The organism is Rhodococcus erythropolis NBRC 15567, assembly GCF_001552595.1.
GTDB classification, from domain to species: Bacteria; Actinomycetota; Actinomycetes; order Mycobacteriales; family Mycobacteriaceae; genus Rhodococcus_F; species Rhodococcus_F erythropolis.
Window position 1 is genome coordinate 1 of the sequence record NZ_BCRM01000026.1, and the last position, 23,236, is coordinate 23,236.

Here is a 23,236-nt window from a genome sequence, read left to right on the forward strand (position 1 = left end):
CTAAACTACCAGCGGGTAACTTTCCGCGGTGCGATTCATGGAAGACCTGCGATTCTTCGCGAATGCCACAGGTCCATCGGATTCCACGTGCCGGACCGAGCACGCGTGATCGGATAGCACGCCAATCCCAGCAACAACGCAGACATGTGGCCGATGGCGGTGAAATTGGTGGCGAAAATCAGAGGTACACCGTAGAAGACCAACAGCCCCGCGAGATAGACGTATCGCCACGGATCGACGATGCGGTACACCAGAATCCCCATGATGCCGGCCAGACCGTAGCTCACTCCCACGTCGAGAGTGTTGACCGCCGACTCCGCCACGTATCCGTGCCGAATACCTTCGTACAGAACACCTTCGCTGATGTACGTGGCTCCGACGTGGGCGATGACGACAACACACAGCCACCGCCACGTCCCGAGCCAACGCTCAGCCGTTGCATGAAAGATGGTGAAGAGAACCAGGTATCCCAACCAACCGCCACCTTCGAGCCAGAAGGCACTCGAGAACAGGACTCGTAGCGGGTCTTCGGCCAGGTGATGCAGATTGGTCGAGCGCTTGCCGAGAAAACGCTCCTCGACATTGTCAGGCAGATGCCGCAGGAACAGTGTGGTGAACAGCAGGGCCAGCAACCAGACGTAGGTACCGGGAGCACTGCGCACCCATCGCCATGCCGCCTTTGCTGCCCCCAGCATCCTCACCGCTTCGAGTCTGCGCTCACTCGTTCACTACTGCAACGGCAAACCCGTCCCATCCCTTCGAACCCACGGTTTGAATGGCGGTGCCGTCGAGTTTCGGCTCGGCCGCGATCATCTCCAACACCGCTCGACTCGCTTTGACGCGCTCGTCGTCGATATCCGGGTTGGACACATGTCCCCCACGCACCACGTTGTCCACGATGATGACGGTTCCGGGATGCGAAAGGGCCAACGCCCACCGCACGTACTCGGTGTTGTTCTCCTTGTCTGCGTCGATGAAGACCAAGTCGAAAGGTCCCAACTCTTCCTTCGCGATCGACGGGAGGCTGTCGAGCGCAGCCCCGACGCGGATGTCGACACGGTCAGCCAAGCCGGCGCGCTCGATATTCGCCCGAGCGACATCCGCATGGGTGGGATCGAATTCCAGCGTGATGACTTGGCCAGAGGGACCGACTGCGCGAGCGAGCCAGATCGTGCTGTATCCGCCGAGCGTTCCGATCTCGAGGACATTGCGCGCCAGGCACATTCGCGCCAGAAGATTGAGGAGCTTGCCCTGGTTCGGCGCCACGTCGATGGGCGGGAGGCCGGCCTCGGAATTGGCGGCGAGTGCCGCGTCGAGAACCGGATCTTCACCTACCAACGTGGAAACGAGATAGCCGTCGACTTCTGCCCAATCCGGTTCGCGTTCCATAGCCACGATTGTGGCAGAAAAGAAGGGCCGCCGCAGACACCTCGGAAGGTGGCTGCGGCGGCCCTGACGACTATTCGAATCAGCCGCGAACTGCGCTGATGATCGCCTCGATCGCCGAGTCGGCGTCGATCTCACGGCTCTCGCCAGTGAAGCGGTCGCGAATTTCGACCTTGCCGTCGGCCCAACCGCGTCCGACGACAACGATCAGCGGAACGCCGATCAGCTCGGAGTCCTTGAACTTCACGCCCGGCGATGCCTTGCGGTCGTCGAGGATTACTTCGAGTCCGGCACGGTCGAGTTGCGCGGCGAGGCCTTCGGCGCCTTCGCGCGCGGTCTCGTCCTTGTTCGCGATGACGAGGTAGACGTCGGCCGGTGAAACCTCGGCAGGCCACCGCAGGCCCTTTTCGTCGTGATGCTGCTCGGCAATGACGGCCACCAGACGCGAGACGCCGACGCCGTACGAACCCATGGTCGGGCGGACGGGCTTGCCGTTCTCGGCGAGGACGTCGACGGTGAAGACGTCGGTGTACTTGCGACCGAGCTGGAAGACGTGCCCGATCTCGATACCGCGAGCCGAGACCAGCGTGCCGGCTCCGTCGGGAGAGGCGTCGCCGTCACGAACCTCGGCGGCTTCGATGGTTCCGTCAGGGGTGAAGTCGCGACCGGCAACGAGGCCGACCACGTGCTTGCCGTCTTCGTCGGCGCCGGTGATCCAGCTGGTGCCGTCGACGACGCGCGGATCGACAAGGTAGCGAACGCCGTTGGCCTGCAGAGCCTTCGGGCCGATGTAACCCTTGGCCAGGAACGGGTTGTTCTTGAAGTCGGTCTCGGTGATCATCACGAACTCGGCCGGCTCCAGTGAAGCTTCGAGGCGCTTTTCGTCGACCTCACGGTCGCCGGGGATGCCGATACCGAGCAGTTCCCACTCGCCGCCGGGCAGGCGGGTCTTGACCATGATGTTCTTGAGAGTGTCGGCAGCGGTGATGGTGCGGCCGAGGTCGGCACCGTTCGCCCAGTCCACGAGGGTGTCGATGGTGGGTGTGTTCGCGGTGTCGTACACCTTCGCTTCGGGTAGCCCGTCGAACGGAATCGAGTCGGGAACAACAGTCTTGACGGCCTCGACGTTGGCGGCGTAGCCGGATTCGAGGCAGCGTACGTAGGTGTCTTCGCCGATCTCGCTCTCGGCAAGGAACTCCTCGGACGCGCTGCCGCCCATCGCACCGGAGGTCGCCGAGACGATGACGTATTTGACGCCCAGACGCGTGAAGATCTTCTCGTAGGCACCGCGGTGCGCCTGGTACGACTCCGTCAGGCCTTCGTCGCTGAGGTCGAAGGAGTACGAATCCTTCATGAGGAACTCGCGACCACGCAGAATGCCCGCACGCGGACGCTCTTCGTCGCGGTACTTGGTCTGCACCTGGTACAGGGTGACCGGGAAGTCCTTGTACGAGTTGTACTCACCCTTGACCGTCAGAGCAAAGAGCTCCTCGTGGGTCGGGCCGAGCATGTAGTCGTTGCCCTTGCGGTCCTTGAGGCGGAACAGGTTGGGGCCGTACTCGGTCCAGCGGTTCGACGCCTCGTAGGGATCGCGCGGGAGCAGAGCAGGCAGCAGAATTTCCTGCCCACCAATGGCATTCATTTCTTCGCGGACAACACGCTCAACCTCGCGCAGCACCCGCAATCCCAGCGGCAACCACGAGTAGACGCCTGGAGCGATACGACGCACGTAGCCGGCACGAACCAGCAATTTGTGGCTGGCAACTTCGGCGTCCGAGGGATCGTCACGCAGGGTACGCAGGAACAGGTGGGACAGACGGGTAATCACGAGGTGTAAGGATAGTCGCCGCAGTCGGCCGAGCGGGCCTCGGTACGGTTACAGCGTGCTTGTACTGCTGCCTCCCTCAGAAACCAAGTCCGACGGCGGCAAGGATGCGCCCCTCGATCTGGCCGAACTGTCGATGCCACAGTTGACCGAAACGCGCGAATTGCTGGTTCAGACGCTGGTCGATCTGGCCGCTGACGTCGAGGCGTCGTGCGAAGCGCTCGGGCTCGGTCCGACGCAAGCAGACGAAGTGGAACGCAACGCCAAGCTGTGGGTGTCCGCGACGCGGCCCGCGCTGCAGCGCTACACCGGGGTGCTCTTCGACGCCCTCGACGCCAAGTCGTTCACCCGCGCCCAGAGGGCCAAGGCTCTCGATCGGATCGCGATCGGCTCCGCTCTGTTCGGTGCAGTCCGTGCGGGAGATCTGATCCCCGCCTACCGCCTTTCCGGCGGGTCCAAGCTGCCCGGGATGGGCACGCTCCGCTCACTGTGGAAGCCGGAACTGCCGAAGGCCTTGGCGGCCGAAGCCGACGGCCTTGTCATCGATCTACGGTCCGGCACCTACCAAGACCTCGGACCGGTTCCGGACGCACTGATCGCAACGGTCCTCACCGAGAAGCCGGACGGCACCCGCACTGTCGTCAGTCACTTCAACAAGCACCACAAAGGTCTGCTCGCCCGTGCGCTGGTGGTCTCGCGTGCCGAACCGACCGACATCAAGGGTGTTGCGCGGGTGGCGTCGAAGGCGGGCTTGCGCGTCGAAATCGCGTCGGAGCGCGAATTGATCATCCTGACGGATTGATGGCTTCGTCTGTCAAGTGCCACAGAAGGTTTGGAATGTTTCGCTGAAAGACTGCGGAGCCGCCTCGGTGTAGTCAGCCCACTCGTCGCGTCGGCCGAACGGGTGCGTGACCACTTCCAACAGCTTCTCGAAGGGAGCGAGGTCACCGTCGGTCGCGGCGCGCAAGGCCGCATCGAGCCGATGATTACGCGGAATGTACAGCGGGTTGACGCGATCCATCGCGCTCGCGGTCTCCGCGGCCCCGTGTCCGTTTTCGGTCAGGGCTCCCTGCCACCGCTGCAACCAGGGCGCGATGTGCTCCCGTGGCACGAGGTTGTCGAGAGGCACCGAATTTCCGCGCAATTCGTCGGCGAGAGCGCGGAAACTGCCCGTCCAATCAGCACCGTGTTCCGCCAACAACGTCAGCAGATCGTCGACGAGCGCCCGATCGACAAACGGCTGGGCCAGACCGAGCTTTGCCGCGAGACCGGCCGCGTAGTGACCCTCGTAGCGCTCGTCGAAGGTCTCGAGAACTGCTGACGCCGCGGAAATTGCTTCGTCGGGTGTGGAATCGATCAGTGGCAACAGTGTTTCTGCCAAGCGCGCCAGGTTCCACTTCAGTACAGCGGGCTGATTGCCGAATGCATAGCGGCCCCCGTGGTCGATCGAGCTGAACACTGCCGCCGGATCGAACGCGTCGAGGAAGGCACACGGACCGTAATCGATGGTCTCCCCCGAAATTGTCGTGTTGTCGGTGTTCATGACCCCGTGCACGAAACCGATGAGCATCCACCTCGCCACCAGTGATGCCTGCGCCTCGACCACCGCCTCGAGGAACTTCAGGTAGCGATTGTGTGTACCCGTTGCCGGAAGTTCGGTCAGCTCCGGGTAGTGCCGGGCAATCGCGTAATCGGTGAGCGGCTGCAATACCTCGCCCTGCCGGGCCGCGAACTCGAAGGTCCCAACGCGTAGGTGACTCGACGCGATCCGTGCAAGCACGGCACCGGGTTCTGCGCCGTTGCGGCGAACGTCTCGGCCCGTCGCCACCACCGACAGCGCGCGCGTAGTGGGGACACCGAGGGCATTCATCGCCTCACTGACGAGATATTCGCGCAGCATCGGCCCTACGACCGCATACCCGTCGCCGCCCCGAGAGAACGGCGTGCGCCCGGAGCCCTTCAGATGCAAGTCCACTCGCTGCCCGTCAATGCTGACGAGTTCGCCGAGTAACAAAGCCCGACCGTCCCCGAGAATTGGTGCGTACCCACCGAACTGATGACCCGCATATGCCATCGCCACCGGTGTGGCCCCGACCGGCACCGTCGAACCGGACAGGACGCCGATCCCGTCCACACTTCGCAGCGCTGCTACGTCCAATCTCAACGACGCAGCCAGCTGCTCGTTCAGCACGAGCAACTGCGGGTCGGGCGCGGCAGCACCTTGCCACGGCACCGTCAGAGCGCCGAGTTCGTCGGCGAAGGTGCTCTCGAGGCCGGCCACGATGGTGACCGTGCCTGCTGTGGATTCCTGGAATGCGGCCATCACACGAGAGTAGTCACCGTGCGACAACCTATCGATCAGCCCTGATCGATGTACGACTCGAGCTGATCGCGTTCGCTCTTGAGCTCGTCGATGCGGCTCTTCACCACGTCACCGATACTGACGATGCCGAGGAGGTTGCCGTCCTCGATCACCGGCAGATGTCGGATTCGACGCTCGGTCATGATCGCGGCAATGCTGTCCACCGCGTCTGCCGGAACGCACGTGTACATCAGAGCGGTCATGACCTCGGAAACCTGGATCCCGAGAAGGTCCGGGCCACGCTCGTGCAGGCGTCGAACGACATCGCGTTCGGAGATGATGCCGACCACCGCGTCGTCGTCGACCACCACCATGGCTCCGATGTTGTGGCGGGCAAGATCGCACAGCAACCCGTTGACCGTCGTGTGGGCGTCGATCGTGACGATGCTGTTGCCCTTGTTTCGCAATATGTCCGCGATCCGCATCACGGCACCCCGATTCGTCGAGACTCTCGGCACGTCCTGCAACGATCGTATCGGCTAGCGAAGCGGAAAAACAGGACTGATCAGGCGATTCCCTGAGCTGCCTTCTCCGCAGCCTGAGCCTGGGCTACCTGAGAAGGTGTGAACCTGATGCACAGCGCCGCGATACCGGCGAACACCGCGCAGACCGCGCAGCCCACAAGCGCGAAGGTGTATCCCTCTCCGAGTGCGATCAACTCCGCCGGATTCATGTCCGCGGCCTTGCCCGAAGTGCCGCCGAGCGAGAGCGTCTTCGACGTCGCCATCGCACCGATCACCGACAGCGCCAGTGGTCCACCGAGCGTCTGGGCAACCTGAGCGATGGCCGTCAGCGGGCCGATCTCGGTCTCCGGCACACCGGCGATCGCGCACAGTGGCAAGGGCACCATCGCGAGGCCGATACCGAATCCGATCCCGATCACGGGCACGAACAAGTTGGCCAGGTAGGTGGAATCGGAATCGAGAGTAGATCCGTAGAGGAGTCCGACGATCATGATCACTACGCCGGTGAGGACCAGCCAACGGGGTTGAACCTTTACGGCGAGCTTGGAAGCAACCGACGCGGCAGCGCCCAATCCGAACGCGAACGGAATGAACGCGATACCGGCACGCAACGGCGAATACTGCATGATGTCCTGCACGAACAGTGCGACGAAGGCCGTCATGCTGAACATCGCGCCACCGACGAAGAAGATGGCGAGGAACGTCGCGACACGGTTGCGATCGGCGAACAACGAGAAGGGCAAGAGCGGGTTGTCCGCAGTTCGCTCGACGAAGAGGAAGGCGGCGAGGGCGACCAATCCGGCCGCCAATGCACCGATGACGGCGATACTCCCCCATCCCATTTCCGGGCCTTCGGTGAGAGCAAAAACAACACCGGTACAACCGAGGGTCGCGAGGATCGCGCCGGGGACATCCAAAGCCAGACGCGTCTGATTCGTCTCGCGAAGGGCGCGGAACGCCATGCCGACGAGCGCGATGCCGATCGGGACGTTGATGAGGAAGATCAGACGCCACGACACCTCGGTCAATGCGCCGCCGATGATCAGACCGGCGATCGATCCGACGCCCGTCATGGCGGCAAAAATCGCGATGGCCTGATTACGAGCCGGACCCGCGGCGAAAGTCGTGGCAACAAGTGCGAAGGCGGTGGGCGACGCCACGGCTGCGCCGACACCTTGAAGCGCCCGCGCTGCGATCAACATGCCCTCGTTCAGGGCGAGACCACAGAGCAACGACGCCACCGTGAACAGCGAGACTCCCGCGATGAACATCTTCTTGCGCCCGTACGCGTCACCGAGGCGACCACCGAGGAGCATGAGCCCACCGAACGCAAGCGCGTACGAGGTCAACACCCAATTACGACCACTGTCGCTCAGCCCGAGGTCTGCCTGCAATGGCGCCAGCGCGAGGTTCGCGACGGTGCCGTCGAGCACCACCATCATCTGCAAACCACTCAGGACGATGATGGCGAGCCCGATGACTCGAGTCGCTACCGGGGCATTCGCCGAAGCGGTTTCAGATGTTGGGGAATCAGACACAAGACTTCACGTTACCCAGCGTCGACGGAAAAGCCCGCGACCGGCCCGATCACGATGATCGCCGGAGGCTTGATCTCCTCGTCTTTGACGCGCTGAGCAACGGTCGCCAGATCGGCCCGAAGTTCACGCTGGGTGCGCAGAGTGCCCTCTTGGATCACGGTGACCGGCGTTGTTGACGGGCGTCCACCGTCGACGAGCGCCCTCGCGAACTGATCGATGCGCTCGACCGCCATGAGCAGCACGATCGTGCCGCGCAACTTGGCCAGTGCCGACCAGTCGACCAGCGAATCCGGATGATCCGGAGCCACGTGACCACTGACGACGACGAACTCGTGGGTGACGCCGCGGTGGGTCACCGGGATGCCTGCGGCCGACGGGACCGAGATCGCGCTCGTGATTCCGGGCACTACGGTCACCGGAACGCCGGCAGCGGCACACGCTTCGAGTTCTTCGTATCCCCGCCCGAAGACGTACGGGTCCCCGCCCTTGAGGCGGACCACGAACTTGCCTGCCTTCGCGTTGTCGATCAGCGCGGCGTTGATGGCCTCCTGAGCCATGGCACGGCCGTACGGGATCTTCGCGGCGTCGATCACCTCGACGTCCGGACCCAGTTCGGCGAGCAACTCCGGCGGAGCCAATCGGTCGGCCACGACGACGTCAGCGCGTGCGAGCAAACGGCGTCCACGCACGGTGATCAGGTCGGGGTCACCGGGGCCACCACCGACGAGAGCAACGCCCGCAGCGGCCGGCTCGGCCGTATCGGCGAGCACGCCCGACTGAAGACCTTCGACGACCGCGGTGCGGACTGCTGCCGAACGACGGTGATCGCCGCCGGCAAGAATTCCGATACTCATACCGTCGTACTCGGCGCTGGCGGGAGTTACCGCGGTACCGTGCTTCGCGTTGTCGGCGCGCACGCAGAAGATGTGGCGACGCTCCGCCTCGGCGACGATCGCCGCATTGGTTTCCGGCTCGTCGGTCGAGGCGATGGCATACCACGCACCTTCGAGGTCGCCGTCGGCGTACGGGCGCTCTTCGACCGTGATCTGCCCGGCCGTGGCCATACCTTCGACGGCTGGAGTGAACGCGCGACTGATGACGTGAACACGGGCACCAGAGGCGACCAGCAGTCCGAGTCGGCGCTGAGCCACAGTGCCGCCACCGAACACGACCACGCGTCGATCGGTCAGGTTGAGGCCGACCAAGTAGTTGGTCTCGTCTGCGGTGGACTCGCTCACTCGCACTCCGTTTCGTCGTCAGAATTGTTCAAGCTGGAGGGAACTTTACGGGCCGCCGCCACGGTCACTCCATCCCTGGCAGTCTTGGCCACTAGGAGCGGGCCGCCCCCGGAGGCGAGGATCGCCGCCGCTTCCGCGACGCTTGCCGTCCCGATCGCGTGCTCGACGCGAGTCGACGGTGACGGAACCTGAACTCGCCCAAGTACGTCCGGGTCGAAACTCACAATCGGGACGTTCAGTTCATCGGCGGCAGCGAGCAGAGCTGCAGACGCCGCCTTGCCGGTCGCAGTGGCGAGGACCACGATCCTCGCTCGCTCCTGCAGCACCGCGTTCACCGCAGCGACGATGTCCTTCGCGGTGGCGCTCGTCGTGAATCCAACGCCTATACAGAGGTCATCCCCGTGCGGCATCGACGAACTTCGCGATCGATTCGGGCTGCCCCACCGGATGAGTGTGGAGATACGACGCGTGGACGCCGCCGCGAACAAATCCTTCGCGGACACTGCCGCCGTCCCAGGGCCGCCACCCCCACGCACTTCCGCAACCGTCCGCGTCTGCCGAGACGAGAGACGTTCGGTGGAACTCGTGACCGGTGACGCGGAAGCCTGCTTCGAAGAGGCTGGAGTCGCTGATCGCCACTGCTTCGCGGTACCCGAGGGTCAGGCGTTTCCCGAATGTGGCATCCACCCCGACAACACCGGCCATGCTGTGACCGTCCAAGCTGCGAGCGAGGTAGAGCAGACCGGCACACTCGGCGTGGATCGGCGCACCGCCGTCCGCCAGGTCACGAACCTGCTGCAGCAGAACGGTATTGGCCGCGAGGTCCACCGCATGCTCTTCCGGGAACCCGCCAGGAAGGACAAGAGCAGCAGTTCCCGCGGGAAGCTCGTCACGCAACGGGTCGAACACCTGCACGTCCGCGCCGGCGGCAGTCAGGAGTTCACGGTGCTCGGCATAGCCGAAGGTGAAGGCCGGGCCGCCCGCCATGGCAACCACAGGGCGAGACTCTGCGTGTGCGCCGACCTCGGCAACCGGATCCCATGCAGCTGCACCCACGTTCGAGGCGGCCAGTGCACGAACAGCGTCCAGTTCGACGTGCGAGGCAATCAAGTCGGACATCGCGTCCACTGCGGCCACAGCGGCGGCGCCGTGCTCGGCCGCCGGAATCAGACCGAGGTGCCGGGAGGGAACTTCGAGTTCCGTCAACCGTGGCACAACTCCGAGCACTGCGACGCCGACCTTGTCGCACGCATGACGCAACACCTGCTCGTGACGAGCGCTCCCGACGCGATTGAGAATGACGCCGCCGATGCGCACACCTGCGTCGTAGGTCGCGAAGCCGTGGAGTACGGCGGCCAGACTCTGACTGTGCCCACGGGCGTCGATCACGAGGACTACCGGCGAACCGAGGATCGACGCGACCTGCGCCGTCGATCCCTCCGCCGACGGCTGCGAGTTGGCCTCGTCGATCTTTCCGTCGAACAGACCCATGACACCTTCGACCACGGCGATGTCGCAGCCGGCGGTTCCATGCCGGTAGAGCGGTCCGATGCGATCCGGGCCGACCAGGACAGTGTCGAGGTTGCGTCCGGGCCGCTCTGCCGCGAGTCCGTGATAACCCGGGTCGATGTAGTCCGGCCCCACTTTGAAGGGTGCAACGCTGCTTCCGGACCGTCGCAGCGCGCCGATCAATCCCGTTGCCACCGTGGTCTTTCCGCTACCCGAGGCAGGAGCGGCGATCACCACGGCCGGAGTGGAAGGACTTACCATTCGATGCCCCGTTGACCCTTTCGGCCGGCATCCATCGGGTGCTTGATCTTCGTCATTTCGGTCACGAGGTCGGCGGCGTCGATCAGCGCCTGCGGGGCATCACGCCCCGTGATGACGACATGCTGGTTGCCTGGGCGATCGCGCAGTGTCTGCACTACCTCGTCCACGTCCACCCAACCCCACTTGAGCGGGTACGTGAACTCGTCGAGGACGTAGAATCGATGCTCTTCGCCTGCAAGCCTTCTCGCGATCTCCTGCCAACCCTCCGCAGCGGCAGCAGCATGATCTTCCTCGCTACCGGCCTTGCGTGTCCATGACCAACCTTCGCCCATCTTGTGCCACTGCACCGGCCCACCGACGCCGGTTTCGTCATGCAGGTTTCCGAGCGCGCGGAACGCGGCTTCCTCGCCGACCTTCCACTTGGCACTCTTCACGAACTGGAACACGCCGATGTCGAACCCTTGATTCCAGGCACGCAGCGCCATGCCGAAAGCGGCGGTGGACTTACCCTTTCCCGGGCCGGTGTGCACGGCAAGTACCGGCGCGTTACGACGCTGACGCGTGGTCAGACCGTCGTCGGGAACTGTCTCGGGAACACCCTTGGGCATCGTGAACTCCTGAGCTGGGATCTAGGCTGCGGCGCGGACGACACCCGCGACCTGCTGCGCTGACAATTCGGCAAGGCGGACGTAACCGCCACGTAGTTCTCGGGCCAACTCGGCTGCCAGCCCCAGACGCACGAGGCCGGTCTCGCAGTCGACGACGATGGAAGCGACGGACGCGTCGGCAAGAAGATGCGCGGCGACGCGGGCGCGGTGCAGCGCGTCCTTGCCTCCGGTAGCCCGGCCGTCGGTGAGCGTGACGACGAGGGCGCGGCGCTGCGGGTCACGAAGCCGTTCACGCAGAACCACTTCGCGAGCACGCAGGAATCCCTCTGCGAGTGGGGATTTGCCGCCGGTACGCATCGACTGCAGGCGACGGACGGCGATGTCCACCGAAGAGGTCGGCGGCAGTACGAGCTCTGCTTCACGACCACGGACAGTGATGACGGCGACCTTGTCGCGGCGCTGATAGGCGTCGCGGAGCAACGAGACAACCGCACCGGTGACCGCGGAGAGGCGGTCGCGTGCTGCCATCGACCCCGACGCGTCGACAACGAAGACGATCAGATTGCCTTCTCGCCCTTCACGAATCGCGCCGCGGAGATCAGCAGGTGCCAGCCGCAGCCGTCCAGCAGTGCGACCACGGGCAACTTGAGACTCGGCTGCGGCGACGACCGTGCTCGTCAGATGCAATCCGTGGCCACGTTCCCGCGTGGACCGCACGACTCGTCCACGGGACGACATGGACCGCGAGCGGCGTCCCGGTGCACCTTCCCCGACACCAGGAACCTCGAGGAGCTTGGCCTTGAATTCGCCGGCCGGTGACGCCGAGGGGCGATCGGTAGCGCGCACTCCCCCACCAGGTCCGTCAGGGTCTTCCGGGCCGTCGTCGTCCGGACCCTCGTCGTCAGGACCGCCGTCTTCGGGGCCACCATCTTCCTGGCCACGGTCTTCGTCAGGGCCACGGTCTTCGTCAGGGCCACGGTCTTCGGGATTCTCGGGAGGTTCGGGCTCTCCGTCGCGCGCGTCGTCCTCGACCTGCGACTGGGCGTCCTGATCGGCCTGCTCGAGTGCATCGTCCAACTGCTGCTGATCCAAGCCAGGCTCGTCGAACGGATCGCGGCGGCGGCGATGCGGCAGCGTCAGTTCCGCAGCCACTCGCACGTCCTCCGCAGTGACCTCACTGTCGCCTCGCCAGGCAGCGTGGGCGGTCGCGGTGCGCGCCAGCACCAAGTCCGCGCGCATACCGTCGACGTCGAACGACGCACACAGTGAGGCAATTCGACGCAGCTCGCGGTTGCTCAGCTCGACCGAGTCCAGTTTCTCACGCGCCGTGAGGATTTCGGCCGCGAGCTCCTCATCGGCGGATTCGTACCGAGCGACAAACGCCTCGGGGTCGCGCTCGTAGTCGAGCCGGCGACGCACCACTTCCATGCGTACGTCGACGTCGCGGGAAGCTGCGACATCGACCGCCAGTCCGAAACGGTCCAACAACTGTGGACGCAGTTCTCCCTCTTCGGGATTCATCGTGCCGACGAGTACGAATTTAGCCGGGTGCGAATGGGAGATTCCGTCACGCTCGATGTGAACGCGACCCATCGCCGCGGCGTCGAGAAGCACGTCGACCAGGTGGTCGTGAAGCAGATTCACCTCGTCGACGTACAGAACTCCCTGGTGAGCCGCGGCGAGCAGTCCAGGTTGGAAAGCGCGCTCACCGTCGCGGAGAACCTTCTCGAGGTCGATGGACCCGATCACTCGGTCCTCGGTGGCGCCGACGGGCAGTTCCACCAAGCGGGCCGGTCGTGTCGTTCCGGCGTCGTCGACCGCGGGCAGCAGCGCAGTCAGCGCGCGCACGACCGTCGACTTGGCAGTTCCCTTCTCACCGCGGACCAGGACTCCACCGATCCCCGGATGCACAGCACACAGAATCAGCGCCAACCGCAATTGATCCTGGCCGACCACAGCACTGAACGGGAAGCCCGCCACTGGTCGATCTTCTTCACTTCGCACGTCGATATCCCTCCACCTCTCGGTTTCCTCGCCGAGAATTTGGCTGCACTCGAATGTCGCGGCAACCTGGCTGAGATCTCCCGGTCAGTCGGTAGAGGAGAGATCTTTCACAGTGGCGGGACCGCGCCTGGATCGAACAGGACTTCCCCGCGAACATTCGGTATCGAAAAAACCCTAGTCGGCTCGCTTTTCCACGAGCCGACCAGGGTCAAATCTCCGACAAACTAGCTGACAGCCACGAAAGGCTCTCCCCCGCCACGGCGCATCGGGGTGTGCGGGATGCCGTCTTCGATGAACTCTTCGCCGTCAGCCTTGAATCCGTGCTTGGCGTACATCTCGACCAGGTAGGTCTGGGCGTTGATCCGACACGGCGCTTCGCCGACCTCGGCCAGTGCGGCCTGCAGGAGGCGGGTCGTGTGGCCCTGGCCGCGAGCCTGACGCGACGTGCAGAGGCGTCCGATTCGGAAGCTCTTGTTTCCGTCGTCGTGCTCTTCGAGCAGACGGAGTGTGCACACCACCTGGCCGTCCTGCTCGAGCCAGAAGTGGCGTGTTTCCGTCAGCAGGTCCCGCCCGTCCAACTCGGGATACGGGCAGGCCTGCTCGACGACAAAGACCTCCACTCGAAGCTTCAACAACTCGTAGAACGTCTTGTTGTCGAGGTCGAGTGCCCATGAACGCTTCAAAGCTGCTGTTGCCGTCATGGGTTGGACTATCACACAGTCGCGACGGTATCCGCGACCGGAGCCGATTCGGAAGCACCAGCGGAATCGAGCTCGAGAACCTTCGAGGACCAATCCCAGACCTGGTTGAACAGGCCTTCGTTGTCAGTGAGTTTGACGCCGATGGACGGAACCATCTCACGAAGCTTGCCCTTCCAACCCTGGAACTCGGTCGGGAAGCAGCGCTCGAGGACGTCCAGCATCGCCGGGACGGCCGTGGACGCACCGGGCGAAGCGCCGAGCAGGCCGGCGATGGAGCCGTCCTCAGCGGCGACCACAGCGGTACCGAATTCGAGGACGCCGCCCTTGCCCTTGGCACGGCGGATCACCTGGACGCGCTGGCCCGCGGTGATGAGCTCCCAGTCCTGAGCCTGCGCCTTGGGCGCGAATTCACGCAGATCCCAGATGCGACCGGCTTCGTTCTTGGCGAGTTCGCTGACCAGGTACTTGACCAGGCCGAGCTCGCTGACGCCGACGCCGAGCATCGAGAGGATGTTGTTCGGCTTGACCGAGCCGGGCAGGTCCGTGACGCGACCCTGCTTGAGGAACTTCGGCGACCATCCGGCGTAGGGGCCGAACAGCAGTCCCGGCTTGTTGCCGATGACGCGGGTGTCGAGGTGCGGCACCGACATGGGCGGGGCGCCGACGGCAGCCTTGCCGTAGACCTTGGCGCTGTGCTGGTCGATGAGTTCGGGGTTGGTGCATCGCAGGAAAGCACCGCTGACCGGGAAGCCACCGAAGCCCTTGGCTTCCTTGATGCCGGACTTCTGCAGCAGGTGCAGGGCGCCGCCACCGGCACCGACGAACACGAAGCGCGAGCGAACGGTGCGCTTTTCACCGGTGCGACGGTTGGTGACCTTGACGGTCCAGGACTTGTCCGAGTTCTGGGTCAGGTTGGTGACCTCGTGGCCGAAGTACATCTTGCCGCCGGTCTTACCGATGTAGCCGATGAGCTGCTTGGTGAGCGCTCCGAAATCGACGTCGGTGCCGTCCTGGCTCCAGTTCAGGGCGATGGGATCGGAGAAGTCGCGTCCCTTGGCCATGAGCGGCAAACGCTCGCTGAACTCGGCCGGATCGTCGATGTACTCCATGCCGCGGAAGAGCGTATGGCCGGCAAGTGCGTCGTAGCGAGCACGCAGGTACTTGGCGTTGGCCTCACCGTGAACGAAGCTCACGTGTGGGATGGGGTTGATGAATTCCTTGGGCTGGGTCAGGACGCCCTGCTCGACCGCGTGTGCCCAGAACTGGCGGGACACCTGGAACTGCTCGTTGACGTTGACGGCCTTCTTGATGTCGACCGTGCCGTCGGAGTTCTCCGGGGTGTAATTGAGCTCACACAGGGCGGAGTGACCGGTTCCCGCGTTGTTCCAGGGGTCGCTGCTCTCGGCTGCGACGGCATCGAGCCGCTCGAAGGTCGAGATCGACCAATCGGGCTGCAGCTGGCGCAGCAATGCACCCAGCGTGGCGCTCATGATGCCTGCGCCCACGAGCACTACATCCGTCTTCGTCTCTACCGCGTTCTGATTCGACACTGGAGAATCGACTTCCTTGTCATTAGCCGTGCGCGCATCCGCCTGCTGTGTTACGCCGAATAGGTTACCCGTGCGTACTCGCGCGGTTCACCACCCCCAATTGTGCTCTACAACGCGCACCCGAAACGACGATTAGATTGTGATTTGTGACTACTTGGGTTCCAGACGTCCTCGGTGACGGATATCAGCAGCTGACGATCCCGCTCGGAACGGATCCGGACGGCGAAGGCGAGGTGGACGCAACACTGGTCCGCTACCAACCGCGGAAGGAGGCGGTGAAGACACGTCGTGCCGTCTTGTACGTGCACGGATTCACCGACTACTTCTTCCAGAAGCACCTGGCCGAGCATTTTGCCGAGCAGGGCTACGCATTCTTCGCACTCGACCTACGCAAGTGCGGGCGATCCCTCAAGCCGGGACACACGGCGCACTACGTCTCCGACCTTGCGCTCTACGACGCCGAACTGAACGAGGCGCTGCGCATCGTCCGCAGCGAGACCGACGGGAGCGAGGTGCTGCTCATGGCGCACTCGACCGGCGGTCTGATCGTTCCGCTGTGGCTGAACCGTTTGCAGCGCAAGCCCGGTGGCAGCGATGGCGCCGGAATCTGCGGGCTGGTGCTCAACAGTCCCTGGTTCGATCTTCAGGGCCCCTCGGTGGTTCGTAACGTGGGAACCACCGCGATCGACGCCCTCGGACGGGTATCGGCGAAGACGGTGATCCCGGGAACCGGACTACCGACTTACGGTTCCAGCCTTCATGTTTCGGCAAACGGAGTGTGGGACTACAACCTCGACTGGAAGCCGTTGGCCGGCTGCCCCGTCACCTTCGGCTGGATGCGGGCCGTCCGAGCGGGTCACGCGAAACTTCACCGCGGCCTCGACATCGGAGTGCCCGCGCTGATTCTGCGCTCGAAGAAGTCGCAGTTCGCCAAGGCGTACAACCCGAGCGTCGACCTCGCCGATTCCGTTCTCGACGTCAAGCAGATCGCACGCTGGGCGGGTTGCCTCGGCGATCGCACCACCATCGTCCCGATCGACGGCGCCCGTCACGACGTGTTTCTTTCGACCGAGAAGCCCTTGGCCACAGCCTTTTCCGAACTCGACCTGTGGCTGGAGTGGCTCGACGGCCACCTCGCCCCAACCGCAGAAAGTTCGGCAAGCACAGCAAGCAACACACAGGAGATCGCGCAGTGACGCACTACGACCTTGCAATCATCGGCAGCGGATCCGGAAACTCGCTGCCCGACGAGCGGTTCGACGGCAAGAAGATCGCAATCCTCGAAGAGGGCACCTTCGGCGGAACGTGTCTCAATGTCGGGTGTATCCCGACCAAGATGTTCGTCTACGCCGCCGAGGTGGCACGCACCATCACCACTGCCGAGAAGTACGGCGTCGACGCCACGCTCGACGGCGTCCGTTGGTCCGACATCGTCAAGCGCGTCTTCGGCCGCATCGATCCCATTTCCGCAGGTGGTGAGCGGTACCGCAGCGAAGACAGTCCCAACACCACCGTCTACCGCGGCCACGCCACGTTCACCGGCGACAAGACGATCGACACCGGAACCGGCGAGACGATCACCGCCGACCAGGTGGTCATCGCTGCCGGTTCGCGTCCGATCATCCCGGAAGAGATCGCGTCGAGCGGTGTGAAGTACTACACCAACGAAGACATCATGCGACTGCCCGAACTTCCCGAGCACCTGGTGATCGTCGGCTCAGGATTCATTGCCACCGAGTTCGCACACGTGTTCTCCGCGTTGGGTTCTCGCGTGTCGATCATCGGTCGCAGCCAGAGACTGCTGCGGCACCTCGACGACGAGATCTCCGAGCGCTTCACCGAGTTGGCCGAACAGAAGTGGGACGTCCATCTAGGCTCACCCCTCACGTCGGTACGCGGCGACGGCGACAACATTGCCGTCGAACTGGCAAACGGCACAGTCGTTTCCGGTGACGTCCTGCTCGTAGCAGTGGGCCGCCAGCCCAACGGCGATCTACTCGGTCTCGACAAGGCCGGCGTCGAACTCGACGACAAGGGCTCGATCGTGGTCGACGAATACCAACGCACCACCGCCGAGGGCGTCTTCGCACTCGGTGACGTCTCGTCGCCGTACCAGCTCAAGCACGTCGCCAACCATGAAGCGCGCGTTGTTCAGCACAACCTGCTTCAGGACGCTTGGAAGGACACGTCCGGGCTTCGCAGCACCGATCACCGCTTCGTGCCGGCAGCCGTGTTCACCGACCCGCAGATCGCCGACGTCGGAATGACGGAGAAGCAGGCTCGCGACGCCGGACTCGACATCACCGTCAAGGTGCAGGCATACGGCGACGTCGCGTACGGCTGGGCGATGGAGGATCAAGAGGGCATCTGCAAGGTGATCGCCGAACGCGGCACCGGACGCATCCTCGGCGCCCACGTCATGGGTACGCAGGCTCCGACCGTCATCCAGCCGCTCATTCAGGCGATGAGCTTCGGTTTGTCAGCTCAGGACATGGCACGCGGCCAGTACTGGATCCACCCGGCCCTGGCCGAAGTGGTCGAGAACGCGCTGCTCGGCCTCGACATCTGAGCCCCGCAGCCCTAATGACGCCGAAAAGGCGGGCACTCCGCGCAGTGGGAGTGCCCGCCTTTTCGTAGGTCAGAGTTTCACCAGGGGCTGGTACGCAGCACGATCTCGGTTGCGAGTTCGGCCGGTGCCGACTTGACGACGTCGTCGACACCCGGAAGTTCCGTCACGCGGAAGTCGGAGTACACGAAACGACCGCTGGCGTCGGCGATGGCCCGACCTCCACTGCCCACGACGACGGTGGTCGGAACCTCGACCGGCGGTACGCCGGCAATATCGCTGGCCGACGGATGTCCACGGTCCACGGCGATCAAACTCGCGAAGCGGCCGAACTGACGTGCAGCCAACAGCCACGCGAGATCGGCGCCCTCCCGGTGACCGACCAGGTTCACCCAGGCGATGTTCAACTCGTCCAGAAGTACCACTGCCGAGGTCTCGTCGAGATTCTCGATCGATTCCACCGCGACGGTCCGCAGATCCGAATGATGCAGTCGCTCACACACATCGTCGTACAAGTCGACGGGGTCGCCCTTGCCGGGGAGCAGGAGTACCGCATGCTTGCTGACCGGCCCGTCGATCCGAACGGTGCACGAACCACTGCCCACCGCTACTCGAGTCAATTCCATGTCTGGAAACGGTACGCGATCCACACTGTGGAGGACCCTGGAGTCGACAGAAGTATGACCACTCATACATTCTCACCACCGCCGGCGAGTCCGATTTGTTCGCTCTCCACCGCCTCTCCCCTGAGCGAAAGTGGCGTTCGGCGCATCTGAGGCGACGGACGTACCGTTCGCTCGGGTTGGGGGTGGGCGAAGCACCGAGCGCCTGACCGGAGGAAGCGCCTCGGTCAGCCCCTCATTGCCGGCTGATCTCGGTTCCCGTCGACGTAACCAGCAGAACCAGTGCGTCCGCAGTGCGCGCGCAGAACCCGTCACCGTCGGCGAGGCCACTCGTAAGGCCCCGCACGATGGTGGTTGCAACGAGAATGTCGAAGGCCACATCGGCGGTCGACACGATTTCCGCGTCGGACCGCTCGGGAAATTCGACACGCACGCGCTCGGCGAGTGCGAGCCGGGCCGGGTCTTCCGATCTCCGAACCAGTTGTTCGTAGGCGCCGTCTTCTTGATGGTAGGCCGACAGCAGGCCGGGAATCGCTGCGCGCGTTGCCGGTTCGGCAACTCTCGCGAGGAACCATCTCGTCCAGGCCTGCATGTCGTCACGCAAATTCGACGTGGTCACCGGTAGCGCCGCATCCTGCATTCCGAAGACCGCATCCTCGATGATGGATTCCTTGGTCGCCCAGCGCCGATAAATTGCGGCAGTGCCCAATTCGGCCCTTCGCGCGATGGCTGTGATCGTGGTCTTCTGGTAACCCTGCTCCGCCAGCAACTCGCGGGCGGCGGTGAGGATGGCGTCGTCCACTTGCGGATCTCGAGGGCGCCCGACTCCGACGGTGCCGATGCGTCGATCTCTGCGTTCGTCCACAACTGCGGACAGTACCCGACCGGTTTCGCCGAAAACCATTACGTTGCGTAGCGCTCCGTAATAGATTGTGAACACCCCACTCCGTCGACACAAGGACCGACTGTGATCACACCGCACGACGAACTACTCATTCATCAACTCCCGACGACACTCGACCACGTCTCCCAAAGTGACCTGCGCTGGACCGAACGCATCGTGATGTACGGCTTCGACAAAACGGGCGAGATCAGCATCATGACGGGACTGGCCAAATACCCGAACCGCAACGTCCTCGACGCCTACGCGATGGTGACGCGCAAGGGTGAGGAAGCCCGCGTGGTGCGCCTGTCCACCGAGTTGAACCCTCAGACCGGAGGACTGGCAGCGTGGAGAGTGGGGCCGTACACCTATGAAATCGTCGAACCACTCCGCCAGGTACGTTCCACGGTCGACGCAAACGAACACGGATTGAGCCTGCAACTCGACTTCCACGGCGACTTCCCGGTGTACGAGCAGACGGCAGCGTTCCATCGCACGCGCGGCCGCGTTCGCGAAGACGCCCGACGCTTCTACCAGAACGGCACCATCACGGGTTGGATCGAAATCGACGGCACCCGCATCGACATCGATCCCGACAACTGGTGGTTCGGCCGCGATCACTCGTGGGGCGTACGACACGGCGGTGGCGGCGGCAGTCTGTCCGAGGGCGCGAACCTGCAGCCGTCCGAGGTTCCGGACGGAGTCCTCTATTACATGGGGATATTCCAATTCGACGACGAGGTAGTGCATTTCGCGCAGCGCGAAACCAGTACCGGCGCGCGCTGGCAGTTCGAGGGCGAGGTCCTCTTCCCGATCGGTTCCGGCAAGGACGCGCTACCGATCATCGACGTGGAACACGACCTGAAATTCCGTGACGACATGCGGGTGGTCGAATCCGGCACTTTCACCGTGCACCGAGCGGACCGGACCACCGACGTGATCGAGGTGAATCCAGTGTGCGATTTCTGGCCCGGACTGGCCGGTTACGACGAGTACCGGGGGTACGCCTCCGGCATGTACCGCGGCAAGGACTTCAGCGACAGCTTCACCGTCGACATCACGAACCTCGACGAAATCCGGCAGGTGAGCATGCTCAGCGAGACGCTGTGCGAGGTCCGCATGGGAGACAAAGTCGGATACGGGCTCGTGGAAATGGTCTTCATGGGCGTGAATCCCCGCTACGGGTACACCGATTGGAGCAACACACGGACAGGTACGAACAATGACTGACCGAACAGCCGCAGAAGACATCGCACCCGCCCTTGAACCAATTGTCCGGGAGCACATTCCGGGTACTCGAGGCGCCAAGATCGTCAACTTCAAGCGCACCGAACGCGGATTCTCGACGGAGACATACCTGTTCGACCTCGATGGCGCCACTGGCGAGTCGAGTGGTTTTGTTTTCCGGCGTCCACCGGAGGTTTCGCTGTTCCCCGACTACGATCTCCGCCGCCAGTTCCTCGTGACACAAAGGCTCGCGAAGTCCGACCTCGCAGTCCCCCACGTTCGGTGGATCGACAGCGGTGACAACCCACTCGGCAGCCCCTACTACGTCATGGACCGCATCGGTAATGCCGAGGCGCCCAGCGACTTTCCGTCGTATCACAGTGCCGGAACATACTTCGAAGCCGATGAGGCAGGCCGAGCGAAGATGTGGTGGGGATGCGTCGAGACGATTGCGCAGATTCATCGCTTGGACCCGGACAAGCTCGAACTCGGATTCCTCTCCTACCCCCAGTTCGGCACCCATCCGGTCGAACAGGCGGTGAACTACCTCGACTGGGCCGTTCGTTGGGCATCGCCGGACCTACCGCCGATATTCGACAAAGCACTGGCCTGGCTGAGGGAGAACATCTACCAACCCGAACATGTGACACTGTGCTGGGGCGATGCCCGGATGTCGAACATCCTCTACGGTCCGGACCAGTCGATCGCCGGGGTTCTCGACTGGGAGATGGCCTACCTCGGCGATCACGAGGCCGACCTCGCCTGGCTGTTGTTTCTCGATTGGGCGTGTAGCGAATTCGAGGGACACACACCTTTGCCAGGCACTCCCAGCCGAGAAGAGACCATTGCCCGCTACGAGGAACTGACCGGCTGGAGGGTCGAGAACCTTTTGTTCAACGAGGTACTCGCTGCGGTTCTGCTCGCTGTTCCGCTCCTGCGCCTGTCCACGCATCTCCATCTCGGCGAACATACGGATATCACCGCGTTCTGCAAACATCGTCTCGAACAGTTGCTGCGAGACGCGTAGTCGTCCGCGTGTGATTTTCCGCAAGGCTCCCGAATCATTCCGACGGGATTTCCTGCCACTCGGCGGACAAGCGCGAAACCCACACAGGCGTGCGCCGTTCCATTAATGCACGAACACCTTCCACCGCGTCCGGCTTCCCCATGACGCGTAGATGCAGGTCCGTTTCGATGGCCGCCACCGTCTCTGGTCGACAGCTGCTGCTCTGGCTCTGCCAGAGCAGTCGCTTCGAGAGCGCCACCGACATCGGTGCAGTGTTCGTCGCAATGTCTCGGGCGATCACCAACGCCGCCGAAAGCACTTCGTCAGCGGGCAGGCAACGGCTACCCAACCCGAGCGCGATTGCCTCGGCTCCGTCGAACGTCCTTCCAGTCAAAAGGATGTCGGCGGCCACAGCCATTCCGGCGATGCGCGGAACCGTCCAATGCGCCATCGCATCCGGCAACACACCGAGGCGAACCTGCGGAATTGCATACTTGGCGTCAGCTGCAAAGATTCTGATATCGGCCTGCATCGCGATGGTGAGGCCGATTCCGATCGCATGTCCGTTCACCGCTGCGATGACCGGCTTTCGCAACTCGAACGCCGGCGGATCCACCGGTGATGACGAAAACTGCTCGCCGTCAGGTGAATCGAAGGTGCCGGCGCCGTCGCCAAGATCTGCACCCGCGCAGAATGCTGGTGGCGCACCGGTCAGCACGATCACGCGAACGGAATCGTCTTCGTCGAGCTTTCGGTACGCCTGCCCCAAGTCTCGACCCATGTGCTTGTTGAAGGCATTCCGTTTGTCAGGCCTGTCGAGGGTCACGACGGCAACGCCGCCGTCCACCGAAACCGAGATCATCGCCCCACCGCTTCCGTCCCGACGGCATCGGCCGGATGCGCAGCCAGGACGTACAGAGATCGTGCGAGGGCATCTACAAAGCCGTCCTGACCCTCGAGCCCACGGGTCAACCCCTGCATTGTCGTCGTCCCGGCCAGCAGGTCGAACAAGAACATCGCATCCGCACCTGCCGGGATCTCACCACGCCTCACCGCGTCGTCCAGCAGATCCTGAAACGCTGCACGAACCGGTGCACCGATAGCCAACAGACGTTGTCGCGCCTCCACCGTCCGCGAATCGGCAAGCAGGCCAGGAACTCCGGCCCGCGCCGCGGGTCGGGCAGCGCGAACCAGGAAGATGTGCACCCACGTCGTCAGATCCACCCGCAAATCACCGGTCGACCGAGGCAACGGATGTCCGCCCGGTCCATGCACTGCTTCTTCGATCAGGGCTTCCCGTGACGACCAGCGACGGTAGATGGCCGGCGTATTGACACCGGCAGTCCTGGCAATGGCCGAAATGGTCGTCTGCTGATACCCGACTTCGGCCAGCAGTGTGCGAGCTGCAACCAGCACTGCCTCGTCCTTGCCTGGGTCGCGTGGTCGTCCGATACGGGCGGGAGACTCGGTTTTCACCATTACATA

22 protein-coding genes are annotated in these 23,236 nt (G+C 63.7%); 5 read left to right on the plus strand and 17 right to left on the minus strand.

Features of this window, described 5'->3' with window-relative positions; translation table 11 throughout:
* Positions 1-35 precede the first annotated feature (35 nt).
* The 3 genes from RE4_RS25180 to RE4_RS25190 form a co-directional block, all read right to left on the minus strand.
* On the minus strand, positions 36-695 hold the full coding sequence (locus RE4_RS25180) for a rhomboid-like protein (protein WP_060939565.1): 660 nt from the start codon (positions 693-695) through the stop codon (positions 36-38).
* A 22-nt stretch (positions 696-717) separates the two neighbouring features.
* Positions 718-1,389, minus strand: a complete 672-nt coding sequence (locus RE4_RS25185; RefSeq protein WP_041814959.1) for an O-methyltransferase — start codon at positions 1,387-1,389, stop codon at positions 718-720.
* 79 nt (positions 1,390-1,468) lie between these two features.
* Positions 1,469-3,214 (minus strand): proline--tRNA ligase, encoded by a 1,746-nt coding sequence (locus tag RE4_RS25190; RefSeq protein ID WP_020907423.1) that lies wholly within the window; start codon positions 3,212-3,214, stop codon positions 1,469-1,471.
* Positions 3,215-3,269: 55 nt separating this feature from the next.
* Between RE4_RS25190 and yaaA the strand changes: the two genes are divergently transcribed.
* The gene (yaaA, locus tag RE4_RS25195; RefSeq protein ID WP_060939566.1) at positions 3,270-4,013 is read left to right on the plus strand and encodes a peroxide stress protein YaaA; all 744 of its coding nucleotides are present in this window, start codon (positions 3,270-3,272) and stop codon (positions 4,011-4,013) included.
* Positions 4,014-4,025: 12 nt separating this feature from the next.
* Here yaaA and RE4_RS25200 read toward each other — a convergent pair whose 3' ends face one another.
* The 10 genes from RE4_RS25200 to mqo form a co-directional block, all read right to left on the minus strand.
* Positions 4,026-5,534: a protein adenylyltransferase SelO gene (locus RE4_RS25200; RefSeq protein ID WP_060939567.1), complete on the minus strand. Its 1,509-nt coding sequence runs from the start codon at positions 5,532-5,534 to the stop codon at positions 4,026-4,028.
* A 35-nt stretch (positions 5,535-5,569) separates the two neighbouring features.
* Positions 5,570-5,998, minus strand: coding sequence for a CBS domain-containing protein (locus tag RE4_RS25205; protein WP_007735005.1), 429 nt, complete (start codon positions 5,996-5,998; stop codon positions 5,570-5,572).
* 80 nt (positions 5,999-6,078) lie between these two features.
* A complete protein-coding gene (locus RE4_RS25210; protein WP_019748047.1) occupies positions 6,079-7,575 on the minus strand; it encodes an MFS transporter in 1,497 nt (498 codons plus the stop codon).
* Between the two features lie 11 nt (positions 7,576-7,586).
* Positions 7,587-8,813 (minus strand): uroporphyrinogen-III C-methyltransferase, encoded by a 1,227-nt coding sequence (cobA, locus tag RE4_RS25215; protein WP_019748046.1) that lies wholly within the window; start codon positions 8,811-8,813, stop codon positions 7,587-7,589.
* Positions 8,810-9,223 (minus strand): cobalamin biosynthesis protein, encoded by a 414-nt coding sequence (locus RE4_RS25220; protein WP_041814958.1) that lies wholly within the window; start codon positions 9,221-9,223, stop codon positions 8,810-8,812. The genes cobA and RE4_RS25220 overlap by 4 nt, the downstream gene beginning before the upstream one ends.
* Entirely contained in the window at positions 9,207-10,583 is a 1,377-nt protein-coding gene (locus RE4_RS25225) for a cobyrinic acid a,c-diamide synthase CobB (protein WP_060939568.1), read from the minus strand. The genes RE4_RS25220 and RE4_RS25225 overlap by 17 nt, the downstream gene beginning before the upstream one ends.
* Positions 10,577-11,191 (minus strand): cob(I)yrinic acid a,c-diamide adenosyltransferase, encoded by a 615-nt coding sequence (gene cobO, locus RE4_RS25230; protein WP_019748043.1) that lies wholly within the window; start codon positions 11,189-11,191, stop codon positions 10,577-10,579. The genes RE4_RS25225 and cobO overlap by 7 nt, the downstream gene beginning before the upstream one ends.
* Before the next feature lie 21 nt (positions 11,192-11,212).
* Positions 11,213-13,195, minus strand: coding sequence for a magnesium chelatase subunit D family protein (locus tag RE4_RS25235; RefSeq protein ID WP_060939569.1), 1,983 nt, complete (start codon positions 13,193-13,195; stop codon positions 11,213-11,215).
* 224 nt (positions 13,196-13,419) lie between these two features.
* A complete protein-coding gene (locus tag RE4_RS25240) occupies positions 13,420-13,896 on the minus strand; it encodes a GNAT family N-acetyltransferase (protein WP_003942808.1) in 477 nt (158 codons plus the stop codon).
* Positions 13,897-13,907: 11 nt separating this feature from the next.
* On the minus strand, positions 13,908-15,446 hold the full coding sequence (gene mqo / locus RE4_RS25245; protein WP_020907417.1) for a malate dehydrogenase (quinone): 1,539 nt from the start codon (positions 15,444-15,446) through the stop codon (positions 13,908-13,910).
* A gap of 146 nt (positions 15,447-15,592) precedes the next feature.
* Between mqo and RE4_RS25250 the strand changes: the two genes are divergently transcribed.
* Both RE4_RS25250 and mtr read left to right on the plus strand, forming a co-directional pair.
* Entirely contained in the window at positions 15,593-16,642 is a 1,050-nt protein-coding gene (locus RE4_RS25250; RefSeq protein WP_060939570.1) for an alpha/beta hydrolase, read from the plus strand.
* Entirely contained in the window at positions 16,639-18,015 is a 1,377-nt protein-coding gene (gene mtr, locus RE4_RS25255; protein WP_020969385.1) for a mycothione reductase, read from the plus strand. Before RE4_RS25250 ends, mtr begins: the two co-directional genes overlap by 4 nt.
* Before the next feature lie 77 nt (positions 18,016-18,092).
* On the opposite strand, the gene RE4_RS25260 is transcribed toward mtr, so the two are convergent.
* Positions 18,093-18,638 carry an alpha/beta fold hydrolase gene (locus tag RE4_RS25260; protein WP_003942671.1) on the minus strand — a complete coding sequence of 182 codons (546 nt, stop codon included), beginning with the start codon at positions 18,636-18,638 and terminating at the stop codon, positions 18,093-18,095.
* A gap of 232 nt (positions 18,639-18,870) precedes the next feature.
* Positions 18,871-19,500 (minus strand): TetR/AcrR family transcriptional regulator, encoded by a 630-nt coding sequence (locus RE4_RS25265; protein ID WP_238077135.1) that lies wholly within the window; start codon positions 19,498-19,500, stop codon positions 18,871-18,873.
* Between the two features lie 102 nt (positions 19,501-19,602).
* On the opposite strand from RE4_RS25265, the gene RE4_RS25270 reads away from it, so the two are divergent.
* A complete protein-coding gene (locus RE4_RS25270) occupies positions 19,603-20,748 on the plus strand; it encodes an Rv3169 family protein (protein WP_060939571.1) in 1,146 nt (381 codons plus the stop codon).
* Positions 20,741-21,772: a phosphotransferase family protein gene (locus RE4_RS25275; protein WP_060939572.1), complete on the plus strand. Its 1,032-nt coding sequence runs from the start codon at positions 20,741-20,743 to the stop codon at positions 21,770-21,772. Before RE4_RS25270 ends, RE4_RS25275 begins: the two co-directional genes overlap by 8 nt.
* 34 nt (positions 21,773-21,806) lie before the next feature.
* Here the strand turns inward: RE4_RS25275 and RE4_RS25280 are convergent, their stop codons facing one another.
* A complete protein-coding gene (locus tag RE4_RS25280; protein ID WP_021333016.1) occupies positions 21,807-22,613 on the minus strand; it encodes an enoyl-CoA hydratase/isomerase family protein in 807 nt (268 codons plus the stop codon).
* Positions 22,610-23,230: a TetR/AcrR family transcriptional regulator gene (locus tag RE4_RS25285; protein ID WP_060939573.1), complete on the minus strand. Its 621-nt coding sequence runs from the start codon at positions 23,228-23,230 to the stop codon at positions 22,610-22,612. Before RE4_RS25285 ends, RE4_RS25280 begins: the two co-directional genes overlap by 4 nt.
* Between the last annotated feature and the right edge of the window lie 6 nt (positions 23,231-23,236).